The following is a 23518-nucleotide window of genomic DNA, read 5'->3' on the forward strand; positions in this document are numbered from 1 at the left end:
TCATGCCTTCAATCCTGCGTGTAGATCCTGCAAGCGACGCACGGTCTTCTCGGGACCGAACTTGAGCGCTTCGCAGATGGCTTCGCCAGCAGCAATGGTGGTTGTGCAGTAGATCTTGTGCTGCAGCGCGTTACGACGAATGGAGTACGAGTCGGCAATCGACTGGCGACCTTCGGTCGTGTTGATGATCAGGGTGACTTCGTCATTCTTGATCATGTCCACGACGTGCGGACGGCCTTCGGTCACCTTGTTGACCCGGCGCACTTTCAGGCCTGCCGCCTCGATCACCTTGGCAGTACCGGCGGTCGCCACCACTTCGAAGCCCAAGTTGATCAGATCACGGGCCACGCCTGCAACCAGTGGCTTGTCGTCGTCACGCACGCTGATGAACGCGGTACCGCCGGTCGGCAGCACTTCGCTGGCCCCCATCTGCGCCTTGGCGAAAGCTTCGCCGAAGGTATCGCCGACACCCATCACCTCACCGGTGGACTTCATCTCAGGGCCGAGGATCGGGTCGACGCCTGGGAATTTGGCGAATGGGAACACCGCCTCTTTCACACTGTAGAAGTTCGGGATGATTTCCTTGGTGAAGCCCAGTTCCTTCAGGGTCTTACCAGCCATCACGCGGGCGGCGATCATGGCCAGGGACACACCGATGCACTTCGACACGAACGGCACGGTACGCGAGGCACGCGGGTTCACTTCGATGACGTAGATGTCCTCGCCCTGCAGGGCCAGTTGCACGTTCATCAGGCCGACCACGCCCAGTTCCAGGGCCATTTTCTTGACCTGTTCGCGCATCTCGTCCTGGATGTGCGCCGGCAGCGAGTACGGTGGCAGCGAGCACGCGGAGTCACCGGAGTGAACGCCGGCCTGCTCGATGTGCTGCATGATCGCGCCGATCACCACGTCGGTGCCGTCGCTGACCGCGTCCACATCCATCTCGATGGCGCAGTTGAGGAAGTGGTCGAGCAGGACCGGGCTGTCGTTCGACACCTGGACCGCTTCACGCAGGTAGCGCTTGAGCTCTTCCTCTTTGTAGACGATTTCCATCGCCCGGCCGCCCAGAACGTAGGACGGACGCACCACCAGCGGATAGCCGATCCTGCTGGCCGCACGCACGGCTTCGTCTTCGCTGCGCACGGTGGCGTTCGGCGGCTGACGCAGGTTCAGGCGCTCGACCATCTGCTGGAAGCGCTCACGGTCTTCGGCACGGTCGATGGCGTCGGGGCTGGTGCCGATGATCGGTACGCCGGCCGCTTCCAGGGCACGCGCCAGTTTCAGCGGAGTCTGGCCGCCGTACTGGACGATCACGCCTTTGGGCTTCTCGACGCGGACGATTTCCAGCACGTCTTCCAGGGTCACCGGCTCGAAGTACAGGCGATCGGAGGTGTCGTAGTCGGTGGAAACGGTTTCCGGGTTGCAGTTGACCATGATGGTCTCGTAGCCGTCATCGCGCAGCGCCAGTGCCGCGTGTACGCAGCAGTAGTCGAACTCGATGCCCTGACCGATACGGTTCGGGCCGCCACCCAGGATGATGATCTTGTCGCGGGTCGATGGGTTGGCCTCGCACTCTTCCTCATAGGTCGAGTACAGGTAGGCGGTGTCGGTGGCGAACTCGGCCGCGCAGGTGTCGACGCGCTTGTAGACCGGGAACACTTCCAGCTTCTGGCGGTGGGTACGCAGGTTCTTCTCGGTCACGCCCAGCAGCTTGGCCAGACGCTGGTCGGAGAAGCCCTTGCGCTTGAGGCGGAACATCAGGTCACGGTCGATGGCGGCCATGCCCAGGGTCTTGACGCGCTCTTCTTCCTTGACCAGGTCCTCGATCTGCACCAGGAACCAGGGGTCGATCATGTTCATGCCGAAGATTTCTTCGACGCTCAGACCGGCGCGGAAGGCGTCCGCCACGTACCAGATACGCTCGGCGCCCGGCACGGTCAGTTCGCGCTTGAGCACGCTCATGCTTTCCGGATTGCTCAGGTCGACTTTCTCGTCCAGGCCGCAGACGCCCACTTCCAGGCCGCGCAGGGCTTTCTGCAGGGACTCCTGGAAGGTCCGGCCGATGGCCATGACTTCACCCACCGACTTCATCTGGGTGGTCAGGCGCGCATCGGCCTGGCCGAATTTTTCGAAGGCGAAGCGTGGCAGCTTGGTGACGACGTAGTCGATCGACGGCTCGAAGGACGCCGGGGTCTTGCCGCCGGTGATGTCGTTCGACAGTTCGTCCAGGGTGTAGCCCACAGCCAGCTTGGCGGCGACCTTGGCGATCGGGAAGCCGGTGGCCTTCGAAGCCAGCGCCGAGGAACGCGAAACCCGCGGGTTCATCTCGATGACGACCATGCGGCCGGTGTTTGGGCAGATACCGAACTGCACGTTGGAACCACCGGTTTCCACGCCGATCTCGCGCAGCACCGCCAGGGAGGCGTTACGCAGGATCTGGTATTCCTTGTCGGTCAGGGTCTGGGCCGGCGCCACGGTGATCGAGTCACCGGTGTGCACGCCCATCGGGTCGAAGTTCTCGATGGAGCAGACGATGATGCAGTTGTCCTTTTTGTCGCGGACAACTTCCATTTCGTATTCTTTCCAGCCGATCAGCGATTCGTCGATCAGCAGTTCCTTGGTCGGCGACAGGTCCAGGCCACGGGCACAGATTTCTTCGAACTCTTCACGGTTGTAGGCGATGCCGCCACCGGTGCCGCCCATGGTGAAGGACGGACGGATGATGCACGGGAAGCCGAGCTTCTCGAGGACCGCATTGGCCTCTTCCATGCTGTGGGCGATACCGGAACGCGGGCATTCCAGGCCGATGGATTTCATCGCCTTGTCGAAACGCGAACGGTCTTCGGCCTTGTCGATGGTGTCGGCGTTGGCGCCGATCATCTCCACGCCGAATTTCTCCAGCACGCCTTCGCGCTCCAGGTCCAGGGCGCAGTTCAGGGCGGTCTGGCCACCCATGGTTGGCAGCAGGGCGTCCGGACGCTCCTTCTCGATGATCTTGGCCACGGTGCGCCACTTGATCGGCTCGATGTAGGTCGCATCCGCCATGGCCGGGTCGGTCATGATGGTCGCCGGGTTGGAGTTCACCAGGATGACGCGGTAGCCCTCTTCGCGCAGGGCTTTACAGGCCTGGGCGCCGGAGTAGTCGAATTCGCAGGCCTGGCCGATGACGATCGGGCCGGCACCGAGAATCAGGATGCTTTTAATGTCTGTACGTTTTGGCATGGGTTTGTCACTCAAATCCGCGGGTCAGTCGGCAAGCCGTTGAACAATCCTTGAAGTTGCCGAGGGGGCCTCCGCGTGGCGGGGCCGCCCTGGGCGTTCAGGCAATCAACGACGCTTGGCCATCTCATTGATGAAGCGATCGAACAGCGGTGCCACGTCGTTCGGGCCCGGGCTGGCTTCAGGGTGGCCCTGGAAGCTGAACGCGCTCTTGTCGGTGCGCTCGATGCCTTGCAGCGAGCCGTCGAACAGCGACTTGTGGATAGCCCGGACATTGCCTGGCAGGGTCGCTTCGTCCACGGCGAAACCGTGGTTCTGGCTGGTGATCATGACGACACCGGTGTCCAGGTCCTGTACCGGGTGGTTGGCACCGTGGTGGCCGTGACCCATCTTGATGGTCTTGGCACCGGAGGCCAGGGCCAGCAGTTGGTGACCCAGGCAGATGCCGAACACCGGGATGTCGGTTTCCAGGATTTCCTTGATGGCCTGGATCGCATAGTCGCAAGGCTCCGGATCGCCAGGGCCGTTGGACAGGAACACGCCATCCGGGTTGAGGGCCAGGGCTTCGCTGGCAGGCGCCTGGGCCGGCAGCACGGTGACGCGGCAGCCGCGCTCGACCAGCATGCGCAGGATGTTCGACTTGATGCCGTAGTCGTAGGCCACGACGTGGTAAGGCAGGTCGGCGGCATCGATGGTCGCGTGACTGTCGGTCTTCAGTTCCCAGACGGTCGAACGCCACTCGTAGGCTTCCCTGGTGCTGACGACTTTCGCCAGGTCCATGCCCTTCAGGCCCGGGAAGCCGCGCGCTGCGGCGATGGCCGCTTCCTCGGTGATGTTGTCACCGGCCAGGATGCAGCCGTTCTGCGAGCCTTTTTCACGCAGGATGCGGGTCAGGCGACGGGTGTCGATACCGGCGATGGCCACGACATTGTTGGCCTTCAGGTAGTCAGACAGGGACAGGGTGTTACGCCAGTTGCTCGCCACCAGCGGCAAGTCGCGGATGACCAAGCCGGCCGACCATACACGGTTGGACTCGGCGTCTTGCGGCGTAGTGCCGGTGTTGCCGATGTGCGGATAGGTCAGGGTAACGATCTGTTGGGCGTAGGAAGGATCGGTAAGGATTTCCTGATAGCCGGTCATTGCGGTGTTGAACACCACCTCACCAACGGTCTGGCCGTCGGCTCCAATGGCTTCGCCGCGAAAAATGCTGCCATCAGCAAGGGCAAGTATGGCTGGCTTAGTCAAGAAGACCTCCCGTAAATAAAGCCTGAAAGGGCGATCGCAGGTTGTAAAAAAGCGGAGTGACGTATGGACACGTCACCCCGCTTCTTTCACTGAATTATTCTGCGCGCTTTTAGTGGACACACTAAAGCTGTAGCTTACAGAAAAATGCTTTTTTAATCCACCGCTAATGAGCCTTGAAGGCCAGGAAATGCGACAGGACGTCGCCAAGCGGTTTGAGAGGCATGCGCCCGCTCCTGTCAAACCCCTGCCGGAGCGCGGCTTGCCCGCGAAAGCGACCCCGAGGCCGCTAAAAGCTTCGCGGGCAAGCCCTGCTCCTACAAGAACGAGGCGCACCAGAAACAGGTGTCCGCCCTGACATCAATGCAGGTCGAGCACATCCTGCATGTCGTACAGCCCGGCCGCCTTGCCATCCAGCCACAGCGCCGCACGCACGGCTCCCTTGGCGAACGTCATGCGGCTCGAGGCCTTGTGGGTGATTTCCAGGCGCTCACCCTCGGTCGCAAACAAGACGGTGTGATCGCCCACCACGTCACCACCGCGCACGGTGGCAAAGCCGATGGTGTCACGCGCCCGCGCGCCGACATGACCTTCACGCCCATAGACCGCGACCTTTTGCAGGTCACGCTCCAGCGTATCGGCAATCACCTCGCCCATGCGCATGGCCGTCCCGGAAGGCGAGTCGACCTTGTGCCGGTGATGGGTCTCGATGATCTCGATGTCCGCATCCTCGCCCAGCACGCGGGCGGTCAGTTCCAGCAGTTTCAGCGACAGGTTGACGCCCACGCTGAAGTTGGCGGCGAAGACGATCGGAATGTCCTTGCCCGCCTCCACCAGCAACTGTTTCTGCTCGCCCGTCAGGCCAGTGGTACCGATGACCATGGCCTTGCCGGCCTTGCGGCAGAACGCCAGGTTCTTCAGCATCACTTCCGGCAGGGTGAAGTCGATCAATACATCGAACTCTTGCGCCACCTTCTCCAGGGCATCGGACAACGGCACGCCGATACGCCCCAGGGAAGCCAGCTCACCGGCATCGGCGCCGACCAGCGAACTGCCCGGACGCACCACGGCCGCCGTCAGGCCGGCAACCGGCACCTGCTGCTGTACCGCTTCGACCAGGATCTTGCCCATGCGCCCGGCGGCACCCATCACAGCTATACGTCGCATAAACGCTCCTTACAGGTCGCCGAAGAAGCGCTTCATGCCCTCGAACCAACCGCTGGCCTTGGGCGAATGGGAGCTGTCGACATCCAGCGAAGCGCGGAATTCTTCCAGCAGCTCGCGCTGACGACGGCTCAGGTTCACGGGCGTCTCGACGGCCACGCGGCACATCAGGTCGCCCGCCCCACCGCCACGCACCGGCGCCACACCCTTGCCGCGCAGACGGAACTGCTTGCCGGTCTGGGTGCCTTCCGGAATCTTCAGCTTGACCCGGCCATCGAGGGTCGGCACTTCCAGCTCGCCCCCAGGGCCGCATCGACGAAGCTGATCGGCACTTCGCAGTACAGATGCTTGCCGTCGCGCTGGAAGATATCGTGCTCACGCACGTTGATCACCACATACAGGTCGCCGGTCGGACCACCCTGGGTGCCCGCCTCGCCCTCGCCGGACAGGCGAATACGATCGCCGGTATCGACGCCCGAAGGCACCTTGACCGACAGCGTCTTGTACTCTTCGACACGGCCCTGGCCATGGCAGGAGTCGCACGGATCGGAAATGATCTTGCCCTGGCCATGGCAACGCGGGCAGGTCTGCTGCACCGAGAAGAAGCCCTGCTGCATGCGCACCTGGCCGATACCGCCACAGGTCGGACAGGTCACCGGCGAAGAACCCTTCTTCGCGCCGGAACCGTCGCACGGCTTGCAGTTGACCAGTGTCGGCACACGGATATTCACGGTGGTCCCGCGCACCGCTTCTTCCAGGTTCAGTTCCAGGGTGTAGCGCAGGTCACTGCCGCGCTGGGCGCCGCCACGGGAACCGCCGCGACCGCCACCAAAGAAATCGCTGAACACATCGCCGAAGATGTCGGAGAAGTTCTGCCCACCGAAACCGGCACCACCGCCACCCATGCTCGGGTCGACGCCGGCATGACCGTACTGGTCGTAAGCGGCGCGCTTGCTGGAATCGGACAGAACCTCGTAGGCCTCGTTGGCCTCCTTGAATTTCTCTTCCGCAGCCTTGTCATCCGGGTTGCGGTCCGGGTGATATTTCATCGCAAGACGACGATAAGCCTTTTTCAGCTCCGCCTCGCTGGAGCCACGCTCGACCCCCAATACCTCGTAATAGTCACGCTTTGCCATAAATTGCCCCTGAGGCCAGCACCCGAGCGTAGTCGCATGCTGTAAAAATTTGCGTACTCCAGACACGCCAACGCGGGAGCAAGCTCCCGCGCGGCGACATCCTACCAGTCACCGCGCAAACGCAGTCAACCGGCCGACCAACAAGCAGAATTACTTGTGGTCTTTGACTTCTTCGAACTCGGCGTCGACGACGTCGTCCTTGTGCGCTTCTTCCTGGGCAGGCTGCGCACCGGCTTCAGGCTTGGCGCCCTGCTCGGCGTACATCTTCTGCGCCACAGGTGCGGAGACCTTGGACAGCTCCTCGACCTTGGCGTCGATGGCAGCCTTGTCGTCACCCTTCACGGCGGCTTCCAGGGCAACCACGGCGGCTTCGATCGCGGTCTTCTCTTCCGCGGTCACCTTGTCACCGGCGTCAGCGACCATCTTGCGAGTCGAGTGAACCAGCGCATCACCCTGGTTACGGGCAGCGGCCAGCTCTTCGAACTTGCGGTCTTCCTCGGCGTTCAGCTCGGCGTCGCGCACCATTTGCTGGATTTCTTCATCCGACAGGCCGGAGTTGGCCTTGATGGTGATCTTCTGCTCCTTGCCGGTAGCCTTGTCCTTCGCGCCGACGTGCAGGATGCCGTTGGCGTCGATGTCGAAGGTCACTTCGATCTGCGGCACGCCACGTGGCGCTGGCGGGATCTCGGACAGGTCGAACTTGCCCAGCGACTTGTTCTGCGCGGCCTGCTTGCGCTCACCCTGCAGCACGTGGATGGTCACGGCGCTCTGGTTGTCGTCGGCGGTCGAGAACACTTGCGACTTCTTGGTCGGAATAGTGGTGTTCTTCTCGATCAGCGCGGTCATCACGCCACCCATGGTTTCGATACCCAGGGTCAGCGGGCTGACGTCCAGCAGCAGCACATCCTTCACGTCACCGGCCAGTACGGCGCCCTGGATCGCAGCACCCATGGCAACGGCTTCGTCAGGGTTGACGTCCTTGCGTGGTTCCTTGCCGAAGAAATCGGTCACGGCCTTCTGCACCAGCGGCATACGGGTCTGACCGCCGACCAGGATCACGTCGTTGATCGAACCGACGTCGATACCGGCGTCTTTCAGAGCGATGCGGCAAGGCTCGATGGTGCGCTGAACCAGGTCTTCCACCAGCGCTTCCAGCTTGGCGCGGGAGATCTTCACGTTCAGGTGCTTCGGACCGGTGGCGTCAGCCGTGATGTACGGCAGGTTGACGTCGGTCGACTGCGAGGACGACAGCTCGATCTTGGCCTTTTCGGCAGCTTCCTTCAGGCGCTGCATCGCCAGCGGGTCACCCTTGAGGTTCATGCCGCTTTCTTTCTTGAATTCGTCGACGAGGTAGTCGATCAGACGGATGTCGAAGTCTTCACCACCGAGGAAGGTGTCACCGTTGGTGGCCAGTACTTCGAACTGGTGCTCGCCATCGACTTCGGCGATTTCGATCACGGAAACGTCGAAGGTACCACCACCCAGGTCATAAACGATGACGGTGTGGTCGCCCTTGGCCTTGTCCATGCCGTAGGCCAGTGCAGCCGCGGTAGGTTCGTTGATGATGCGCTTGACGTCCAGACCGGCGATACGGCCGGCGTCCTTGGTGGCCTGACGCTGGCTGTCGTTGAAGTAGGCCGGAACGGTGATCACCGCTTCGGTCACGGCCTCGCCGAGGTAGTCTTCGGCAGTCTTCTTCATCTTCTTCAGGATTTCAGCCGAAATCTGTGGCGGAGCCATCTTCTGGCCGTTCACTTCAACCCAGGCGTCACCGTTGTCGGCCTTGGCGATCTTGTACGGAACCATCTTGATGTCTTTCTGTACGACTTCTTCGTCGAACTTGCGACCGATCAGACGCTTCACCGCGTACAGGGTGTTGTGCGGGTTGGTTACAGCCTGACGCTTGGCCGACTGGCCAACCAGGGTTTCGCCATCGTTGGCGTATGCAATGATCGACGGCGTGGTGCGAGCGCCTTCGGCGTTCTCGATCACCTTGACGTTGCCGTTTTCCAGAATGGAGACGCAGGAGTTGGTAGTCCCCAGGTCGATACCGATAATTTTGCCCATTTCACTCTCCCGAAACTTGGATTTTTTGCCGCAGCGGTTATTGCCAACTGCGGTAGCACTTAAACGCTTGACTTATAGATGGGGTCGCTACGACCGATTTCAAGCCTGCTCGTCGATAGTCGGCGAAACCGGTGCAACCGCCTTGCTCACCACCACCATGGCCGGACGCAGCAGGCGACCGTTGAGCTGGTAGCCCTTCTGGAACACCTTCAAGACGCTGTTCGGCTCGACGTCGGCGCTTTCCTGCATGGCCATGGCCTGGTGCAGCGAAGCATTGAAGGGTTCGCCATGGGGATCGATGGCTTCCAGCTGGTGACGCTTGAAGGTGTCCTGGAACATCTTCAGGGTCAGCTCGATACCTTCGCGCATCGGGCGAATGCTTTCGTCATCGGGATTGGACAGCTCCAGGCCGCGCTCCAGGCTGTCGAGGATCGGCAGCAGGTCACCGGCGAATTTTTCCAGGGCGAACTTGTGCGCCTTCTCGACATCCTGCTCGGCACGGCGGCGAACGTTCTGCAGGTCGGCGGCTACGCGCAACCCCTGGTCCTGTGCAGCGGCCAGTTGCTCTTCGAGCACCTGCACGCGGGTTGCCAGGTCATCGCTCGAAGCCTCGGCAGCCTGATTGGCTTCCTGATTTTGCGCATCCAGATTCTGTTCGTCAGCCATAAAAACCTCCTTTCAATATCGTCCGCGGGCTCGGCCCGCGCTTCTGCCCCCGTATATGGGGCCGCATTTTCCAGGTTCAAGTGCCCAAAACATGCTCTTCACCCGATCGATGGAGGTCATGCATCGCCGATCGCGCTAAAAAATCCGGCCATTCAAGCGAATCGAACTAAAGGCAGGCATTGTCAGGCAAAATCAAAACACTGTATAAATAACCAGACCTAAACCTGGGAGCGGCCTTCATGCTGGTGCACCTGTCCGTACACAACTACGCAATCGTCGAGCATCTCGACCTGGAACTCGACCGCGGGATGAGCGTCATCACCGGCGAAACCGGTGCCGGCAAGTCGATCATGCTCGACGCCCTCGGCCTGACCCTCGGCGATCGCGCCGACAGCGGCGTGGTGCGGCCCGGCGCGGACAAGGCCGACATTCTCGCCACCTTCGACCTGCAGGACATCCCGGAGGCGCGCCACTGGCTCGCCGAACGCGACCTGGACAGCGACGGGCCATGCATCCTGCGCCGAGTCATTACCGCCGAAGGGCGCTCCCGCGGCTACATCAACGGCTCGACCTGCCCCCTCGGCGACCTCAAGGCCCTGGGCGAACTGCTGATCGATATCCACAGCCAGCACGAACACCAGTCCCTGCTCAAGACCGACACCCACCGCCGCCTGCTCGACGAGTACGCCGGCGCCACCGACCTCGCCCGCCAGGTGCAGCTCGCGGCCCAGCGCTGGCGCCAGGCCCGCCAGGAGCTGGAGCGCCTGTCCAACTCCGGCGACGAGCAGCGGGCGCGCCACCAGTTGCTCAGCTATCAGCTCGAAGAGCTGGAAAACCTCGCACTCGGCGAAAACGAGCTGGATGAACTGGAGCAGGAACACAAGAACCTGACCAACGCCGAGACCCTGCTCGGCGTCTGCCGGCAGGTGGTCGAGCAGTGCAGCGAAAGCGACTCGGGCAACGTGCTCCACGCCCTCACCACCTGCCTGAACCGCCTGACCAGCGTCAGCAACGGCTCCGGCGCCCTGGGCGAAGCCGCCAACCTGCTGGCCAGCGCACAGATCCAGGTGGAGGAAGCCGTCGGCGAGCTGAACCGCTTCGTCGACCACTTCGACGCCGACCCGGGCCGCCTGCAGTATCTCGAAGAGCGCCTGGACGCCATCTACACCCTGGCACGCAAGCACCGCATCCAGCCCACCGAGGTGGCGACCCTGCAGCAGAAGCTGCTGGACGAAATCGAAACCATGAACGCCAACGACGAGGCCATCGAACGCCTCGGCGAAGAACTGGCCGCCTACGCCCGGCACTACCAGGAGCGCGCCCGCGAACTCAGCGAACTGCGTCGCGAGGCCGCCACCGGCCTGGCTAGTGCGGTCGAGCAGGAAATCCAGCGCCTGGGCATGCCCGGCGGGCGCTTCAGCATCGAGCTGCACGCCAATACCAGCGACGAACCGCTGCCCTATGGCCTGGAACAGGTCGAGCTGCTGGTCAGCGCCAACCCCGGCCAGCCCCTCAAGGCCCTGGCCAAGGTCGCTTCGGGTGGCGAGCTGTCGCGTATCAGCCTGGCGATCCAGGTGATTACCGCGCAGACCTCACGCATCCCGACCCTGGTCTTTGACGAAGTGGACGTGGGCATCGGCGGGCCGACTGCGGAAATCGTCGGCCAATTGCTGCGCCGCCTCGGCGACCGCGGCCAGGTCCTGACCGTCACCCACCTGCCGCAGGTGGCCGCCCAGGGTCACCATCATCTATTCGTGCACAAGGTGCGCGGCAGCGATGCGACCCACACGGCCGTGTCCAAGCTGGGCAAGACCGAACGGGTCGAGGAAGTCGCGCGGATGCTCGGCGGCATCGACCTCACCAAGGAGTCCATCGCCCACGCGAAAAAGATGGTGGTCACCGCCAAGAGCTGAGCCACAACATTTCAGGTAACAAAAAACACGAAGGCGACCCTGGGGTCGCCTTCGTTCATTTCACCGGAGCTGAATCCGCACGGCAGGATTACTTCTTCTTGCGTACGTACAGCACCAGGTTGTGATCCACCAGCTCGTAGCCATGCTGCTCGGCAATGGCGTGCTGGAGCTTCTCGATTTCCGGGTTGATGAACTCGATGACCTCGCCGGAATCCACGTTGACCATGTGGTCGTGGTGGCCGCCGTCCGCCAGCTCGAACACCGCATGGCCGCCATCGAAGTTGTGGCGGACCACCAGCCCGGCCGCTTCGAATTGGGTCAGTACACGGTAGACCGTCGCCAGGCCGACGTCCTCGCCAGCTTCCATCAGCGCCTTGTAGACATCCTCGGCACTCATGTGACGCTGCTCGGTGGAATCGAGCATCTGTAGAATCTTGACCCGTGGCAGAGTCACTTTTAAGCCAGCTTTGCGTAGTTCGCTATTTTCAACCATGGTCAGCTTTCTCGCCGATGCTGCTTCGCAGCTTCTCTTAATACGGGTATGATCGGGGTTTACGTTGTCCCAGCCAAGATAGTGGAAGTCGCCCACCGATGCAAAACACCAAGCTCTTGCTAACCAGTTTCACCTTAGTGGGACTGCTCGCACTCGCCGGTTGTTCATTCCCCGGGGTTTACAAAATCGACATCCAACAGGGCAATGTCGTCACGCAGGACATGATAGACCAGTTGCGCCCCGGAATGACCCGGCGGCAAGTACGGTTTATCATGGGCAACCCCTTGCTGACCGACACATTCCACGCCAATCGCTGGGATTATCTGTACAGCCTGCAACCAGGTGGCGGTGAGCGCCAGCAGGAGCGCGTCAGCCTGATCTTCAGTGACGACGACAAGCTGGTGAACCTCGCGGGTGACTTCATGCCCGGCGTGAGCCGTGACGAAGCCATTCTCGGCAAGGACAGCGGCACCACGGTCGAAGCCCCGGCGCAGAACACCGAAACGCCGAAGAAGAAGGAAAAGCCGGCCAAGCCAGGCTCGCTGCTCGACCAGATCCAGAAAGACGTCGATGGCGTGAAGACCGTGCCGGTTCCGACCCCGGAGCCGCTGGACACCTCGCCGCAGTAATATTGCGACGCAAAAAAGCCCGGCATGTCCGGGCTTTTTATTGCCTGCCAATCGGCGCAAGACTCCTTGTTGATCGTTCCCACGCAGGAGCGCGGGAACAATCAATCCTTCTACAAATTCTGCGCCCGCGCCCTGGCCGCCTTTTCCGCCCGCAACCGCCGAACCTCTTTCGGGTCCGCCAGCAACGGCCGATAAATCTCGATGCGCTCCCCTTCAGCCACTACCCTGGCCTCGGGGTCACTCACCACCTTGCCGAAGATTCCCAACGGGCAGCCCGACAGATCGACCCCGGGAAACTGCTGGGCCATCCCCGACAAGCCAACCGCCGCCCGCACTGTCGTCCCCGCCGGCACCGACACCTCCAGCAGGCACTGGCGCCCGACCTCGGCGTACACCACCTCGATGGCCACCAACGACTCAGCCATTAAGTTGCTTCGCCCGCTGGCAGAACGCATCCACCAAGGTATTCGCCGCCTGGTTGAACAACGGCCCCAGCGTCGCACGCACGATGGGCCCGGCGTAATCGAAGGTCAGGTCGAGGCTGATCTTGCAGGCCTTCTCGCCCAGTGCCTTGAACACCCACACACCATGCAGTTGAGTGAACGGCCCCTCTTCGAGATTCATCTCGATCGACTGCCCCGGCACCAGGGTATTGCGCGTCACGAACTGCTGGCTCAGGCCACCCTTGGCTACCGACAGCGTGGCGCGCATGTGCACGTCCGAGCTTTCCAGCACCTGGGAGGCCGAGCACCACGGCAGGAATTCCGGATAACGTGCGACGTCGTTCACCAGGTCATAAAGCGCCTGCGCCGGATAGGGCAGCAAGGCCGAACGTTGAATATGGGTCGTCATGTCAGCGTCAATTCCACGGCTGGGCAGCATACAAAAGAGGGCGCATTGTCCGGGATTCATCCTACGCGCTCAAGCACGCAGCTTCACCGTAGCCGACGGACGCGCAACCCCCTATAATGCCGCCCCTATGGCTAAACAGAAGAAACACCCTACAGGGACCATCGCGCAAAACAAAAAGGCGCGCCACGATTACTTCGTCGAACAACGGTTCGAGGCTGGCCTGGTCCTGGCCGGTTGGGAAGTAAAGAGCTTGCGGGCGGGCAAGGCACAACTGGTCGACAGTTACGTGCTGCTCAAGGATGGCGAAGCCTGGCTGTTCGGCAGCCACTTCACGCCGTTGACCACCGCCAGCACCCACGTCATCGCCGACCCGACGCGCACGCGCAAGCTGCTGCTCAACCAGCGCGAGTTGGAGAAGATCTTCGCCGGCGTGCAGCAGAAGGGCTACACCTGCGTCTGCCTCTCGCTGTACTGGAGCAAGCACCTGGTCAAGTGCGAGATTGCCCTGGGCAAGGGCAAGAAGGAATACGACAAGCGCGATACCGAACGCGAACGCGACGCCGGTCGCGAGCTGCAGCGTGCGGTGCGCAACAAGGGCAAGGAAGACTGACGCCCCAGGCACCGCCCTGTATGTAGGAGCCGGGCTTGCCCGCGAAGCTTTTGGCGGCCTCGAGGCCTTCTTCGCGGGCAAGCCCCGCTCCTACAGGTCCGTACCGTACACCAATTCCGGGTACGACCCGTCCACTGCGGGAGCCGGCTTGCTGGCGATTGCGATCCAAAGGCAACCGCCCCACCCGAACAAACGCAACCGCCCGCTCAAATCCCCTTGCGCCGCTCCGCCCGCGCCACCCGCTGTGCCTCCTGCCTGACCTCCTCCAGCACCTCCTGCACATACAGGATATGCCGGCTCGACACCTCACGCGCCTGCTCCGCCCGCCCCTCGATGATCGCCAGGTACAACTCCCGATGCTGCGCGATCAGCATGTCGCGCGTCTCCGTGCGCTGCTTGTACATCCCGCCGATGTTGGTCACCACGTTGCGCTTGAGCAGATCGAACAACCCACGAATGGTGTGCAGCAACACCGCGTTATGACTGGCCTCGGCAATCGCCAGGTGGAAGTTCGCATCGGCCTCGCCCTCCTCCGCGCGACTCACCTCGTCCGCACGCGAATAACAGCTTTGCAATCGCTCGAACGCCACCCTCAGCCGTTCCCGATCCACTTCGGTGGCACGCATCGCCGCGTAATAGGCACAGGACGCCTCCAGCGTATGACGAAACTCGAGCAGGTCACGCTGGGCCTCGGGATTGTTTTCCAACAGGTGCAGCAGCGGATCGCTGAACGTCGAACCCAGCGTCTCCACCACGTAATTGCCGCCGCCCTGTCGACTGGCCAGCAGCCCCTTGGCCACCAGCTTCTGGATCGCCTCGCGCAACGACGGCCGCGACACGCCGAACTGCTCGGCCAACACCCGTTCGGCCGGCAGGCGCTCACCGGGCTTGAGCGTACCCTCGAGAATCATCCCCTCGAGCCGCTCGACAATATCGTCAGACAAACGGCGCTGACGAATCTGATCAAACCCCATCACTCACTCCTCACGCTCCCGAACCCTTGCCGGGGCTGCCTATTCTGGCCTATTGGCGCCGCGCCAGCACCCACCAGAGAGCGCCTGAATCACCCGATCAGTTCCTTTTCCCGACCGCTGTGCGACGAAAGTTTCAGGGCGGCAAATTGACACATGCCCTGCAAGGCTTTTAACCTAGCGCTCAGCGATTGTAAATTGGTATTACCAATTATCCAAATCGACTTATCTGCGCCTACCAACAACAATTAGGGGCCACCCCATATGCAAACCTGGCAACAGCTCTACAGCCCGCTCGGCAGCCTCGGCCTGTCCGCTCTCGCGGCCGTCATTCCCATCGTGTTCTTCTTCCTCGCCCTGGCGGTGTTCCGCCTCAAGGGGCACGTGGCGGGCAGCATCACCCTGGCGCTGGCGATCCTGGTGGCGATCTTCGCCTTCAAGATGCCGGTGGACATGGCACTGGCCGCTGCCGGCTATGGATTCGCCTACGGCCTCTGGCCAATTGCCTGGATCATCGTCGCCGCGGTGTTCCTCTACAAACTGACGGTCAAGAGCGGTCAGTTCGAAATCATCCGCAGCTCGGTGCTGTCGATCACCGACGACCAGCGCCTGCAAGTCCTGCTGATCGGCTTCTGCTTCGGCGCCTTCCTCGAAGGTGCGGCCGGCTTCGGCGCGCCCGTGGCGATCACCGCCGCGCTGCTGGTGGGCCTGGGTTTCAACCCGCTGTACGCCGCCGGCCTGTGCCTGATCGCCAACACCGCGCCAGTGGCCTTCGGCGCCCTGGGCATCCCGATCATCGTCGCCGGCCAGGTCACCGGCATCGATGCGTTCAAGATCGGCGCCATGACCGGCCGCCAACTGCCGCTGCTGTCGCTGTTCGTGCCGTTCTGGCTGGTGTTCATGATGGACGGCCTGCGCGGCGTGCGGGAAACCTGGCCGGCCGCGCTGGTCGCCGGCCTGAGCTTCGCCATCACCCAGTACTTCACCTCGAACTTCATCGGCCCGGAACTGCCGGACATCACCTCGGCCCTGGCCAGCCTGATCAGCCTGACCCTGTTCCTGAAAGTCTGGCAGCCACGCCGCACCGCCGGCGCACAGATCGCCGGTGCCACCGCGGGCGCCGCCGTCACGGCCAGCGCCGGCGGCTTCGGCCAGCCACGCCGCACCCTGGCCTCGCCCTACAGCCTGGGCCAGATCTTCAAGGCCTGGTCGCCGTTCCTGATCCTCACCGTGCTGGTGACGATCTGGACCCTGAAGTCGTTCAAGGCGATGTTCGCCACCGGCGGCGCGATGTACAGCAGCGTCTTCAGCTTCGCCGTACCGCACCTGGACCAGCTGGTGATCAAGACCGCACCGATCGTCGCCAACCCGACGCCGATTCCGGCGGTGTTCAAGCTCGACCCGATCTCCGCCACCGGCACGGCGATTTTCTTCTCCGCCCTGGTGTCGATGCTGGTGCTCAAGATCGACTTCAAAACTGGTCTGACCACTTTCAAGGAGACCTTCTACGAGCTGCGCTGGCCGATCCTCTCCATCGGCATGGTGCTGGCCTTCGCCTTCGTCACCAACTACTCGGGCATGTCCTCGACCCTGGCCCTGGTACTGGCGGCGACCGGCGCGGCGTTCCCGTTCTTCTCGCCGTTCCTCGGCTGGCTGGGCGTGTTCCTGACCGGTTCGGACACCTCGTCGAACGCGCTGTTCAGCTCGCTGCAGGCCACCACCGCACACCAGATCGGCGTCAACGACACTCTGCTGGTCGCGGCCAACACCAGCGGTGGCGTGACCGGCAAGATGATCTCGCCGCAGTCGATCGCCGTCGCCTGCGCCGCCACCGGCCTGGTGGGCAAGGAATCCGACCTGTTCCGCTTCACGCTCAAGCACAGTCTGTTCTTCGCCACCCTCGTCGGCCTGATCACCCTGGCCCAGGCCTATGTGTTCACCGGCATGCTGGTGCACTAACGTGATAGGTGCCGGGGCCCGTCGACGGTCCCGGCAGCCGTTACCCGTCAACCCACGCTGCGAGTTCCCATGATCATTTCCGCCTCTACCGACTATCGCGCAGCCGCCCAACGCAAGCTGCCACCGTTCCTGTTCCACTATGCCGACGGCGGCGCCTACGCCGAGCACACCCTGCGCCACAACGTCGAGGACCTGGCCGGCATCGCCCTGCGCCAGCGCGTGCTGAAGAACATGTCCGAACTGAGCCTGGAAACCCGGCTGTTCAACGAAACCCTGAGCATGCCGGTGGCCCTGGCCCCGGTCGGCCTGACCGGCATGTACGCCCGCCGTGGCGAAGTGCAGGCCGCCCGCGCGGCCGCCGCCCACGGCATCCCTTTCACGATGTCGACGGTCTCGGTGTGCCCGATCGAGGAAGTCGCCCCGGCCATCGACCGGCCGATGTGGTTCCAGCTCTACGTGCTGAAAGACCGCGGCTTCATGCGCAACGCCCTGGAACGGGCCAAGGCCGCCGGCGTGACCACCCTGGTGTTCACCGTCGACATGCCGGTCCCCGGCGCCCGCTACCGCGACGCCCACTCCGGCATGAGCGGCCCGAACGCGCCGCTGCGCCGCGTCTGGCAGGCCATGACCCACCCGCGCTGGACCCTCGATGTCGGCCTGCTGGGCAAGCCCCATGACCTGGGCAACATCTCGCGCTATCGCGGCAACCCGACCGGCCTGGCCGACTACATCGGCTGGCTCGGCGCCAACTTCGACCCGTCGATCTCCTGGAAGGACCTGGAGTGGATCCGCGAATTCTGGGACGGCCCGATGGTCATCAAGGGCATCCTCGACCCGCAGGATGCCAGGGACGCGGTGAAATTCGGTGCCGACGGCATCGTCGTCTCCAACCATGGCGGGCGCCAGCTCGACGGCGTGCTGTCCAGTGCCCGCGCGCTGCCGGCCATCGCCGATGCGGTGAAAGGCGAGTTGAAGATCCTCGCCGACTCCGGCATCCGCAGCGGCCTGGACGTGGTGCGCATGATCGCCCTCGGCGCCGACACCGTGCTGATCGGCCGCGCCTTCCTCTACGCCCTCGCCACCGCCGGCGAAGCGGGCGTGAAAAACCTGCTGGAGCTGTTCGAGAAGGAAATGCGCGTTGCCATGGTGCTGACCGGCGCCAAGTCGATCAGCGAGATCACCCGTGACTCGCTGGTCCGTGAACTGGGCGCCTGAACCGTCGCGCCCGCACGAATTACCGCCTGATTGAACGGGGCCGGCCAGGGCACGCCAGATGCCAACGGCCTCGTTAGGAGTTTGCATGAGCCTGCCCACCCCGTTCCTCCGCTCGGTCGAACAGCTGATTCCCCGCGAGCGCCGCTTCGACGACGCGCTCTCGACCCTGGCCTTCGGCACCGACGCCAGCTTCTACCGGCTGATTCCGCAACTGGTGATCCGCGTCGAATCCGAAGACGAAGTGGTCGCCCTGCTCAAGCTGGCCGCCCGCGACCAGGTGCCGGTGACCTTCCGCGCCGCCGGCACCAGCCTGTCCGGCCAGGCCATCAGCGACTCGGTGCTGATCGTCCTCGGTGACAACTGGAACGGCCGCGAGATTCGCCAAGAGGGCCGGCAGATCCGCCTGCAACCCGGGGTGATCGGCGCCCAGGCCAACGCCTGGCTGGCACCGTTCGGGCGCAAGATCGGCCCGGACCCGGCCTCGATCAATGCCTGCAAGATCGGCGGCATCGTCGCCAACAACGCCAGCGGCATGTGCTGCGGCACCGCGCAGAACACCTACCACACCCTGGCCGGCCTGCGCCTGGTGCTGGCCGACGGCAGCCGCCTGGACACCGAGGACCCGGCCAGCGTCGCGGCCTTCCGCCAGAGCCACGGTGCCTTGCTCGACCAATTGGCGACCCTGGCCCGCGAAACCCGCGCCAACACCGAACTGGCCACGAAGATCCGCCACAAGTACCGGCTGAAGAACACCACCGGCCTGTCCCTCAACGCCCTGGTGGATTTCGACGAGCCGCTGGACATCCTCAGCCACCTGCTGGTCGGCTCCGAAGGCACCCTCGGCTTCATCAGCGCGGTGACCTACGACACCGTGGTCGACCACCCGCACAAGGCCTCGGCGCTGATCGTCTTCCCCGACGTGGAAACCTGCTGCACCGCCGTCACCGTGCTCAAGCGCCAGCCGGTGTCCGCCGTCGAACTGCTCGACCGCCGCAGCCTGCGCTCGGTGCAGGACAAGCCCGGCATGCCGGCGTTCGTGCGCGAGCTGTCGAACAACGCCTGCGCCCTGCTGATCGAATCCCGCGCCGCCAGCTCGTCGCTGCTGCACGAACAACTGGCGCAGATCATGACCTCGCTGGCGAGCTTCCCGGTAGAGAAACAGGTCGACTTCAGCGAAGACCCGGCGGAAAACGCCAGGCTCTGGGCGATCCGCAAGGACACCTTCCCGGCGGTCGGCGCCGTACGCCAGACCGGCACCACGGTGATCATCGAGGACGTGACCTTCCCGGTCGAACAACTGGCCATCGGCGTCAACCGCCTGATCGAGCTGTTCGACAAGCACCACTACGACGAGGCGATCCTGTTCGGCCACGCACTGGAAGGCAACCTGCACTTCGTCTTCACCCAGGGCTTCAACAGCGCCGCGGAAGTCGCCCGCTACCAGGCGTTCATGGACGACGTGGCGCAACTGGTGGCCGTGGAGTTCGGCGGTTCGCTCAAGGCCGAGCACGGCACCGGGCGCAACATGGCGCCCTTCGTCGAACAGGAATGGGGCAGCGACGCCTACCAACTGATGTGGGCGATCAAGCGCCTGCTCGATCCCCAGGGCATCCTCAACCCGGACGTGGTGCTCAGCGACGACCCGCAGATCCACCTGAAAAATCTCAAGCCGCTGCCGGCCGCCGACGAGATCGTCGACAAGTGCATCGAGTGCGGCTTCTGCGAACCGGTGTGCCCATCCAAGGGCCTGACCCTCAGCCCGCGCCAGCGCATCGTCATCTGGCGCGATATCCAGGCGAAAAAGCGCGCCGGCATCGACACCACCGAACTGGAAGCCGCCTACCACTACCAGGGCATCGACACCTGCGCCGCCACCGGCCTGTGCGCCCAGCGCTGCCCGGTGGGCATCAACACCGGCGAGCTGGTGAAGAAACTGCGCGGCCGCGAAGCCACCCAGGTGAAGCGCGCCGACTGGCTGGCGACGAACTTCGCCACCACGCTGCAAGGCGCGCGCTTCACCCTGCACGTCGCCAACGGCGCCCGCATGCTGCTCGGCGCCCCGCGCCTGGCGCGGCTGTCGGCCGGGCTGACCCGCCTGTCCAAGGGGCGCGTGCCCCTGTGGACCAATGCCATGCCGCAACCCGAGCGCGCGGTGCGCTTCAGCCCGGCGGTCAACGATGAACGCCCACGGGTGGTCTACCTGGCCGCCTGCGTCTCACGGGTGATGGGCCCGGCGGCGGGCGACAAGGAACAGGTCTCGCTGCTCGACAAAACCCGCTCGCTGCTGGAAAAGGCCGGCTACCAGGTGGTGTTCCCGGACAACACCGACCAGTTGTGCTGCGGCCAGCCGTTCGCCTCCAAGGGCTACGTCGAACAGGCCGAACACAAGCGCCAGGAACTGATCGGCGCCCTGCTGCACGCCAGCCGCGGCGGCCTCGACCCGATCTACTGCGACACCAGCCCGTGCACCCTGCGCCTGGTCCAGGACCTGGGCGACAGCCGCCTCGACCTCTACGACCCGGTGCGCTTCATTCGCACGCACCTTGTGGATAAGTTGACCTTCACCCCGCAGGACGCGCCGATTGCCGTCCACGTGACCTGCAGCACCCAGCACCTGGGGGAAAGCCAGGCGCTGATCGACCTGGCGCGGCGCTGCAGCCACAACGTGGTGATCCCCGAAGGCATCCACTGCTGCGGATTCGCCGGCGACAAGGGCTTCACCACCCCGGAACTCAACGCCCACTCGCTGCGCACCCTCAAGGATGCGGTGCAGTACTGCGAAGAAGGCATTTCCACCAGCCGCACCTGCGAAATCGGCCTGAGCCAGCACGGCGGCATCGACTACCACGGCCTGGTCTACCTGGTCGATCGCGTCACCCAGCCCAAACCTCTCTCACCACCCCGGTAAACACCACCGGCCTACGGAACACCGCCACCCAACTGTAGGAGCAGGGCTTGCCCGCGAATGGGCCCTCGAAACCGCTAAAAAGCTGCGCGGCGGTTAGGGCCCCGACAAGCCACGCTCCTGCAGGCCCCACCGCGCTCAACAAAAACAGAACCTTGAACACCCCGCGCAGTCTACCGAGCAAGCCGCCACCAATCGGGGCCTCCCTGCCACTTCGGCAACCTCGCAGCCTGAACCCCAGGTTCAAGGAGATCCACATGAAACGTTCCGTACTGCCCGGCCTGTTCGTAGTCACCGCACTCCTTGCCGCCCCGGCCTTCGCCGATGGTGAGAAAGACCTGTGCACCACCAACCTGCAAACCATCAACAACGCCAAGACCACCATCCTCGCCGCCGACCTGCAGGGCGAAATCGCCAACAGCGTGCAGCAGGCCCAGGCCGCCCAGGCGAAAAACACCGCCGAAGGCACCAAGGACTGCATCGCCATCACCCAGCGCGCGATCCAGCAGATCCAGAACAGCCAGAAAGGCGGCTAGTCAAAACCGCACGCTACGCTTTGGGATGGCCTTTCGAGCCACAGTGGCGTACACTGACCCTGCCTACTGAGAAGTAAGCCGGTTCGGGGCCGTTTTGGATTCGACGCTGGTTGCGAAACTCTAGGTGCATGCCGAGTTGGTAACAGAACTCGTTAATCCACTGTTGCAACTTCTATAGTTGCCAACGACGACCAATACGGTGCTGCTCTCGCTGCTTAATTGCAGCTGACATGCACTTCTGGTGCCTTCGGGCCCAGCAATCATCAGGGGATGTCTGTAAACCCGAAATGATTGTCATACAGAACAGAATCGCCGCGTAGTACGTTGTGGACGAAGTGGCTAAAACTTACACAACTCGCCCAAAGCACCCTGCCCGTCGGGTCGCTGAGGGTTAACTCAATAGACACGGCTAAGCATGTAGGACCGACAGCGGAGTACTGGCGGACGGGGGTTCAAATCCCCCCGGCTCCACCAAATAATCATCTAAAGACGTCCACGGACGTCTTTTTTTGTGCCTGAAACCCAGTAAGTACGGGACTTTCAGCGCTATCAGTGTCCACGGACGTCCATCAGCAGCCACGCCTTTTGGCATTCCAAATGGCATTCCAAGCCCGTAGGTGCTAATTTTTGGAATGCCAAAATCAATTCTGGAATGCCAATGTGCGCACAAGCTACCCGCCTCACTGAACTCAAAATCAAATCTGCCAAGCCTGCTGAAAAGGACTATGTCCTATTTGATGGAGGCGGACTTCAAATGCGAGTGAGAAGCAATGGCTCTAAGCTGTGGAACTTCAACTATCGACACCCTGTGACGAAGAAGCGGATCAACATGGGACTGGGGACCTTCCCTGAAGTCTCGTTAGCGCAAGCACGCAAGGGTTCCATTGAAGCGAGGGAAGCACTTGCCCATGGCATCGACCCTAAAGAGAAACGGGATGCTGTGCTGCAAGCTAAACAAGCCGCGACTGAGCACACATTCCAGAATGTGGCGACGTCCTGGTATGAGCTGAAGAAAGATGCTGTGACGTCGGCCTACGCTGAGGACATCTGGCGCTCGCTAACGTTGCACGTATTCCCGGACTTGGGCTCCACACCGATCTCGGCCATCAGCGCACCTCAAGTCATCAACCTGCTCCGACCACTCGAAACCAAGGGCAGCCTTGAAACCGTGAAGCGGCTGACGCAGCGACTCAACGAGATCATGACCTACGGGGTCAACTCGGGAGTGATTCACGCGAACCCGCTTAGCGGCATCCGCTCCGTCTTCAAGAAGCCGAAGAAGAAGAACATGGCGGCGCTTCCCCCCGATGAGCTGAAAGATCTCATGGTGGCGATCGCCAATGCCAGCATCAAACGAACGACTCGTTGCCTGATCGAGTGGCAGCTCCACACCATGACGCGGCCAGTCGAAGCAGCGACTACCCGCTGGGCAGACCTCGACATCGAGAAGAAGATCTGGACGATTCCCGCTGAACGCATGAAGAAACGCCGTACGCATATCGTCCCGCTCACGGAGCAGGCCCTCGCGCTTCTGGAAGCAATCAAGCCTTACAGTGGACACAGGGAATACGTGTTTCCGGCAGATCGGAACCCTCGCACCCATTGCAACAGTCAGACCGCGAACATGGCACTCAAACGCATGGGCTTCGAAGGGCGCCTGGTCAGCCACGGCATGCGCTCGATGGCTAGCACCATCCTCAACGAGCATGGCTGGGATCCTGAACTGATCGAGGTAGCGCTTGCCCACGTGGACAAGGATGAAGTACGCAGCGCTTACAACCGAGCGGACTACATCGAACGCAGGCGTCCGATGATGGCCTGGTGGAGCGAGCATATTCAGGACGCAGCTACCGGCAACCTTTCGATGTCAGCTATCAAGGAAAATCGGGACAGGAAGGTCGTGCCGATACGCTGATTAGTGCCAACTGCCGCAAAGCAGCC

Annotated in this window: 17 protein-coding genes, 1 other RNA gene and 1 pseudogene; 9 read left to right on the forward strand and 10 right to left on the reverse strand. The window is 62.8% G+C overall.

Annotated elements, in window-relative coordinates; genetic code table 11:
• From carB to grpE, 6 genes and pseudogenes are all read right to left on the reverse strand, one after another.
• The gene (carB, locus tag ACZ5KU_RS27485; protein WP_054058272.1) at positions 1-3222 is read right to left on the reverse strand and encodes a carbamoyl-phosphate synthase large subunit; all 3222 of its coding nucleotides are present in this window, start codon (positions 3220-3222) and stop codon (positions 1-3) included.
• Between the two features lie 105 nt (positions 3223-3327).
• Complete coding sequence (carA, locus tag ACZ5KU_RS27490) at positions 3328-4464, reverse strand: glutamine-hydrolyzing carbamoyl-phosphate synthase small subunit (RefSeq protein ID WP_054062491.1); 1137 nt, start codon at positions 4462-4464, stop codon at positions 3328-3330.
• 357 nt (positions 4465-4821) lie between these two features.
• Positions 4822-5628, reverse strand: coding sequence for a 4-hydroxy-tetrahydrodipicolinate reductase (dapB, locus tag ACZ5KU_RS27495; RefSeq protein WP_054062492.1), 807 nt, complete (start codon positions 5626-5628; stop codon positions 4822-4824).
• A gap of 9 nt (positions 5629-5637) precedes the next feature.
• Positions 5638-6761 (reverse strand): annotated as a pseudogene (gene dnaJ, locus ACZ5KU_RS27500) (molecular chaperone DnaJ).
• 150 nt (positions 6762-6911) lie between these two features.
• A complete protein-coding gene (dnaK, locus tag ACZ5KU_RS27505; RefSeq protein ID WP_054058261.1) occupies positions 6912-8828 on the reverse strand; it encodes a molecular chaperone DnaK in 1917 nt (638 codons plus the stop codon).
• A gap of 99 nt (positions 8829-8927) precedes the next feature.
• Entirely contained in the window at positions 8928-9494 is a 567-nt protein-coding gene (gene grpE / locus ACZ5KU_RS27510; RefSeq protein WP_017904117.1) for a nucleotide exchange factor GrpE, read from the reverse strand.
• Between the two features lie 239 nt (positions 9495-9733).
• Here grpE and recN point away from each other — a divergent pair, with 239 nt between their 5' ends.
• A complete protein-coding gene (recN, locus tag ACZ5KU_RS27515) occupies positions 9734-11407 on the forward strand; it encodes a DNA repair protein RecN (RefSeq protein WP_464736511.1) in 1674 nt (557 codons plus the stop codon).
• 88 nt (positions 11408-11495) lie between these two features.
• On the opposite strand, the gene fur is transcribed toward recN, so the two are convergent.
• Positions 11496-11900, reverse strand: a complete 405-nt coding sequence (fur, locus tag ACZ5KU_RS27520) for a ferric iron uptake transcriptional regulator (RefSeq protein ID WP_026145177.1) — start codon at positions 11898-11900, stop codon at positions 11496-11498.
• Between the two features lie 98 nt (positions 11901-11998).
• Here fur and ACZ5KU_RS27525 point away from each other — a divergent pair, with 98 nt between their 5' ends.
• The gene (locus tag ACZ5KU_RS27525) at positions 11999-12529 is read left to right on the forward strand and encodes an outer membrane protein assembly factor BamE (protein ID WP_054058263.1); all 531 of its coding nucleotides are present in this window, start codon (positions 11999-12001) and stop codon (positions 12527-12529) included.
• A 110-nt stretch (positions 12530-12639) separates the two neighbouring features.
• Here the strand turns inward: ACZ5KU_RS27525 and ACZ5KU_RS27530 are convergent, their stop codons facing one another.
• Positions 12640-12954 (reverse strand): RnfH family protein, encoded by a 315-nt coding sequence (locus ACZ5KU_RS27530; RefSeq protein ID WP_464736512.1) that lies wholly within the window; start codon positions 12952-12954, stop codon positions 12640-12642.
• Complete coding sequence (locus tag ACZ5KU_RS27535) at positions 12947-13381, reverse strand: type II toxin-antitoxin system RatA family toxin (protein ID WP_054058265.1); 435 nt, start codon at positions 13379-13381, stop codon at positions 12947-12949. Before ACZ5KU_RS27535 ends, ACZ5KU_RS27530 begins: the two co-directional genes overlap by 8 nt.
• A gap of 127 nt (positions 13382-13508) precedes the next feature.
• Here ACZ5KU_RS27535 and smpB point away from each other — a divergent pair, with 127 nt between their 5' ends.
• Positions 13509-13991, forward strand: a complete 483-nt coding sequence (gene smpB / locus ACZ5KU_RS27540; protein WP_010447282.1) for an SsrA-binding protein SmpB — start codon at positions 13509-13511, stop codon at positions 13989-13991.
• Between the two features lie 206 nt (positions 13992-14197).
• Here smpB and ACZ5KU_RS27545 read toward each other — a convergent pair whose 3' ends face one another.
• The gene (locus ACZ5KU_RS27545) at positions 14198-14965 is read right to left on the reverse strand and encodes an FCD domain-containing protein (RefSeq protein ID WP_054062495.1); all 768 of its coding nucleotides are present in this window, start codon (positions 14963-14965) and stop codon (positions 14198-14200) included.
• A gap of 261 nt (positions 14966-15226) precedes the next feature.
• On the opposite strand from ACZ5KU_RS27545, the gene ACZ5KU_RS27550 reads away from it, so the two are divergent.
• The 6 genes from ACZ5KU_RS27550 to ACZ5KU_RS27575 all read left to right on the forward strand — a co-directional run bounded on the left by ACZ5KU_RS27550 (position 15227) and on the right by ACZ5KU_RS27575 (position 23492).
• Positions 15227-16921: a lactate permease LctP family transporter gene (locus ACZ5KU_RS27550; RefSeq protein WP_054062496.1), complete on the forward strand. Its 1695-nt coding sequence runs from the start codon at positions 15227-15229 to the stop codon at positions 16919-16921.
• A 69-nt stretch (positions 16922-16990) separates the two neighbouring features.
• Positions 16991-18136, forward strand: coding sequence for an FMN-dependent L-lactate dehydrogenase LldD (lldD, locus tag ACZ5KU_RS27555; RefSeq protein WP_464736513.1), 1146 nt, complete (start codon positions 16991-16993; stop codon positions 18134-18136).
• 85 nt (positions 18137-18221) lie between these two features.
• The gene (locus ACZ5KU_RS27560) at positions 18222-21044 is read left to right on the forward strand and encodes an FAD-binding and (Fe-S)-binding domain-containing protein (RefSeq protein WP_464736514.1); all 2823 of its coding nucleotides are present in this window, start codon (positions 18222-18224) and stop codon (positions 21042-21044) included.
• Positions 21045-21298: 254 nt separating this feature from the next.
• On the forward strand, positions 21299-21577 hold the full coding sequence (locus ACZ5KU_RS27565; protein ID WP_054057150.1) for a hypothetical protein: 279 nt from the start codon (positions 21299-21301) through the stop codon (positions 21575-21577).
• Between the two features lie 85 nt (positions 21578-21662).
• Positions 21663-22051, forward strand: a transfer-messenger RNA (tmRNA) gene (gene ssrA / locus ACZ5KU_RS27570).
• Positions 22052-22235: 184 nt separating this feature from the next.
• Entirely contained in the window at positions 22236-23492 is a 1257-nt protein-coding gene (locus tag ACZ5KU_RS27575; protein ID WP_464736515.1) for an integrase domain-containing protein, read from the forward strand.
• Positions 23493-23518 lie beyond the last annotated feature (26 nt).

The sequence above is a fragment of the Pseudomonas sp. Tof1 genome (assembly GCF_055390395.1).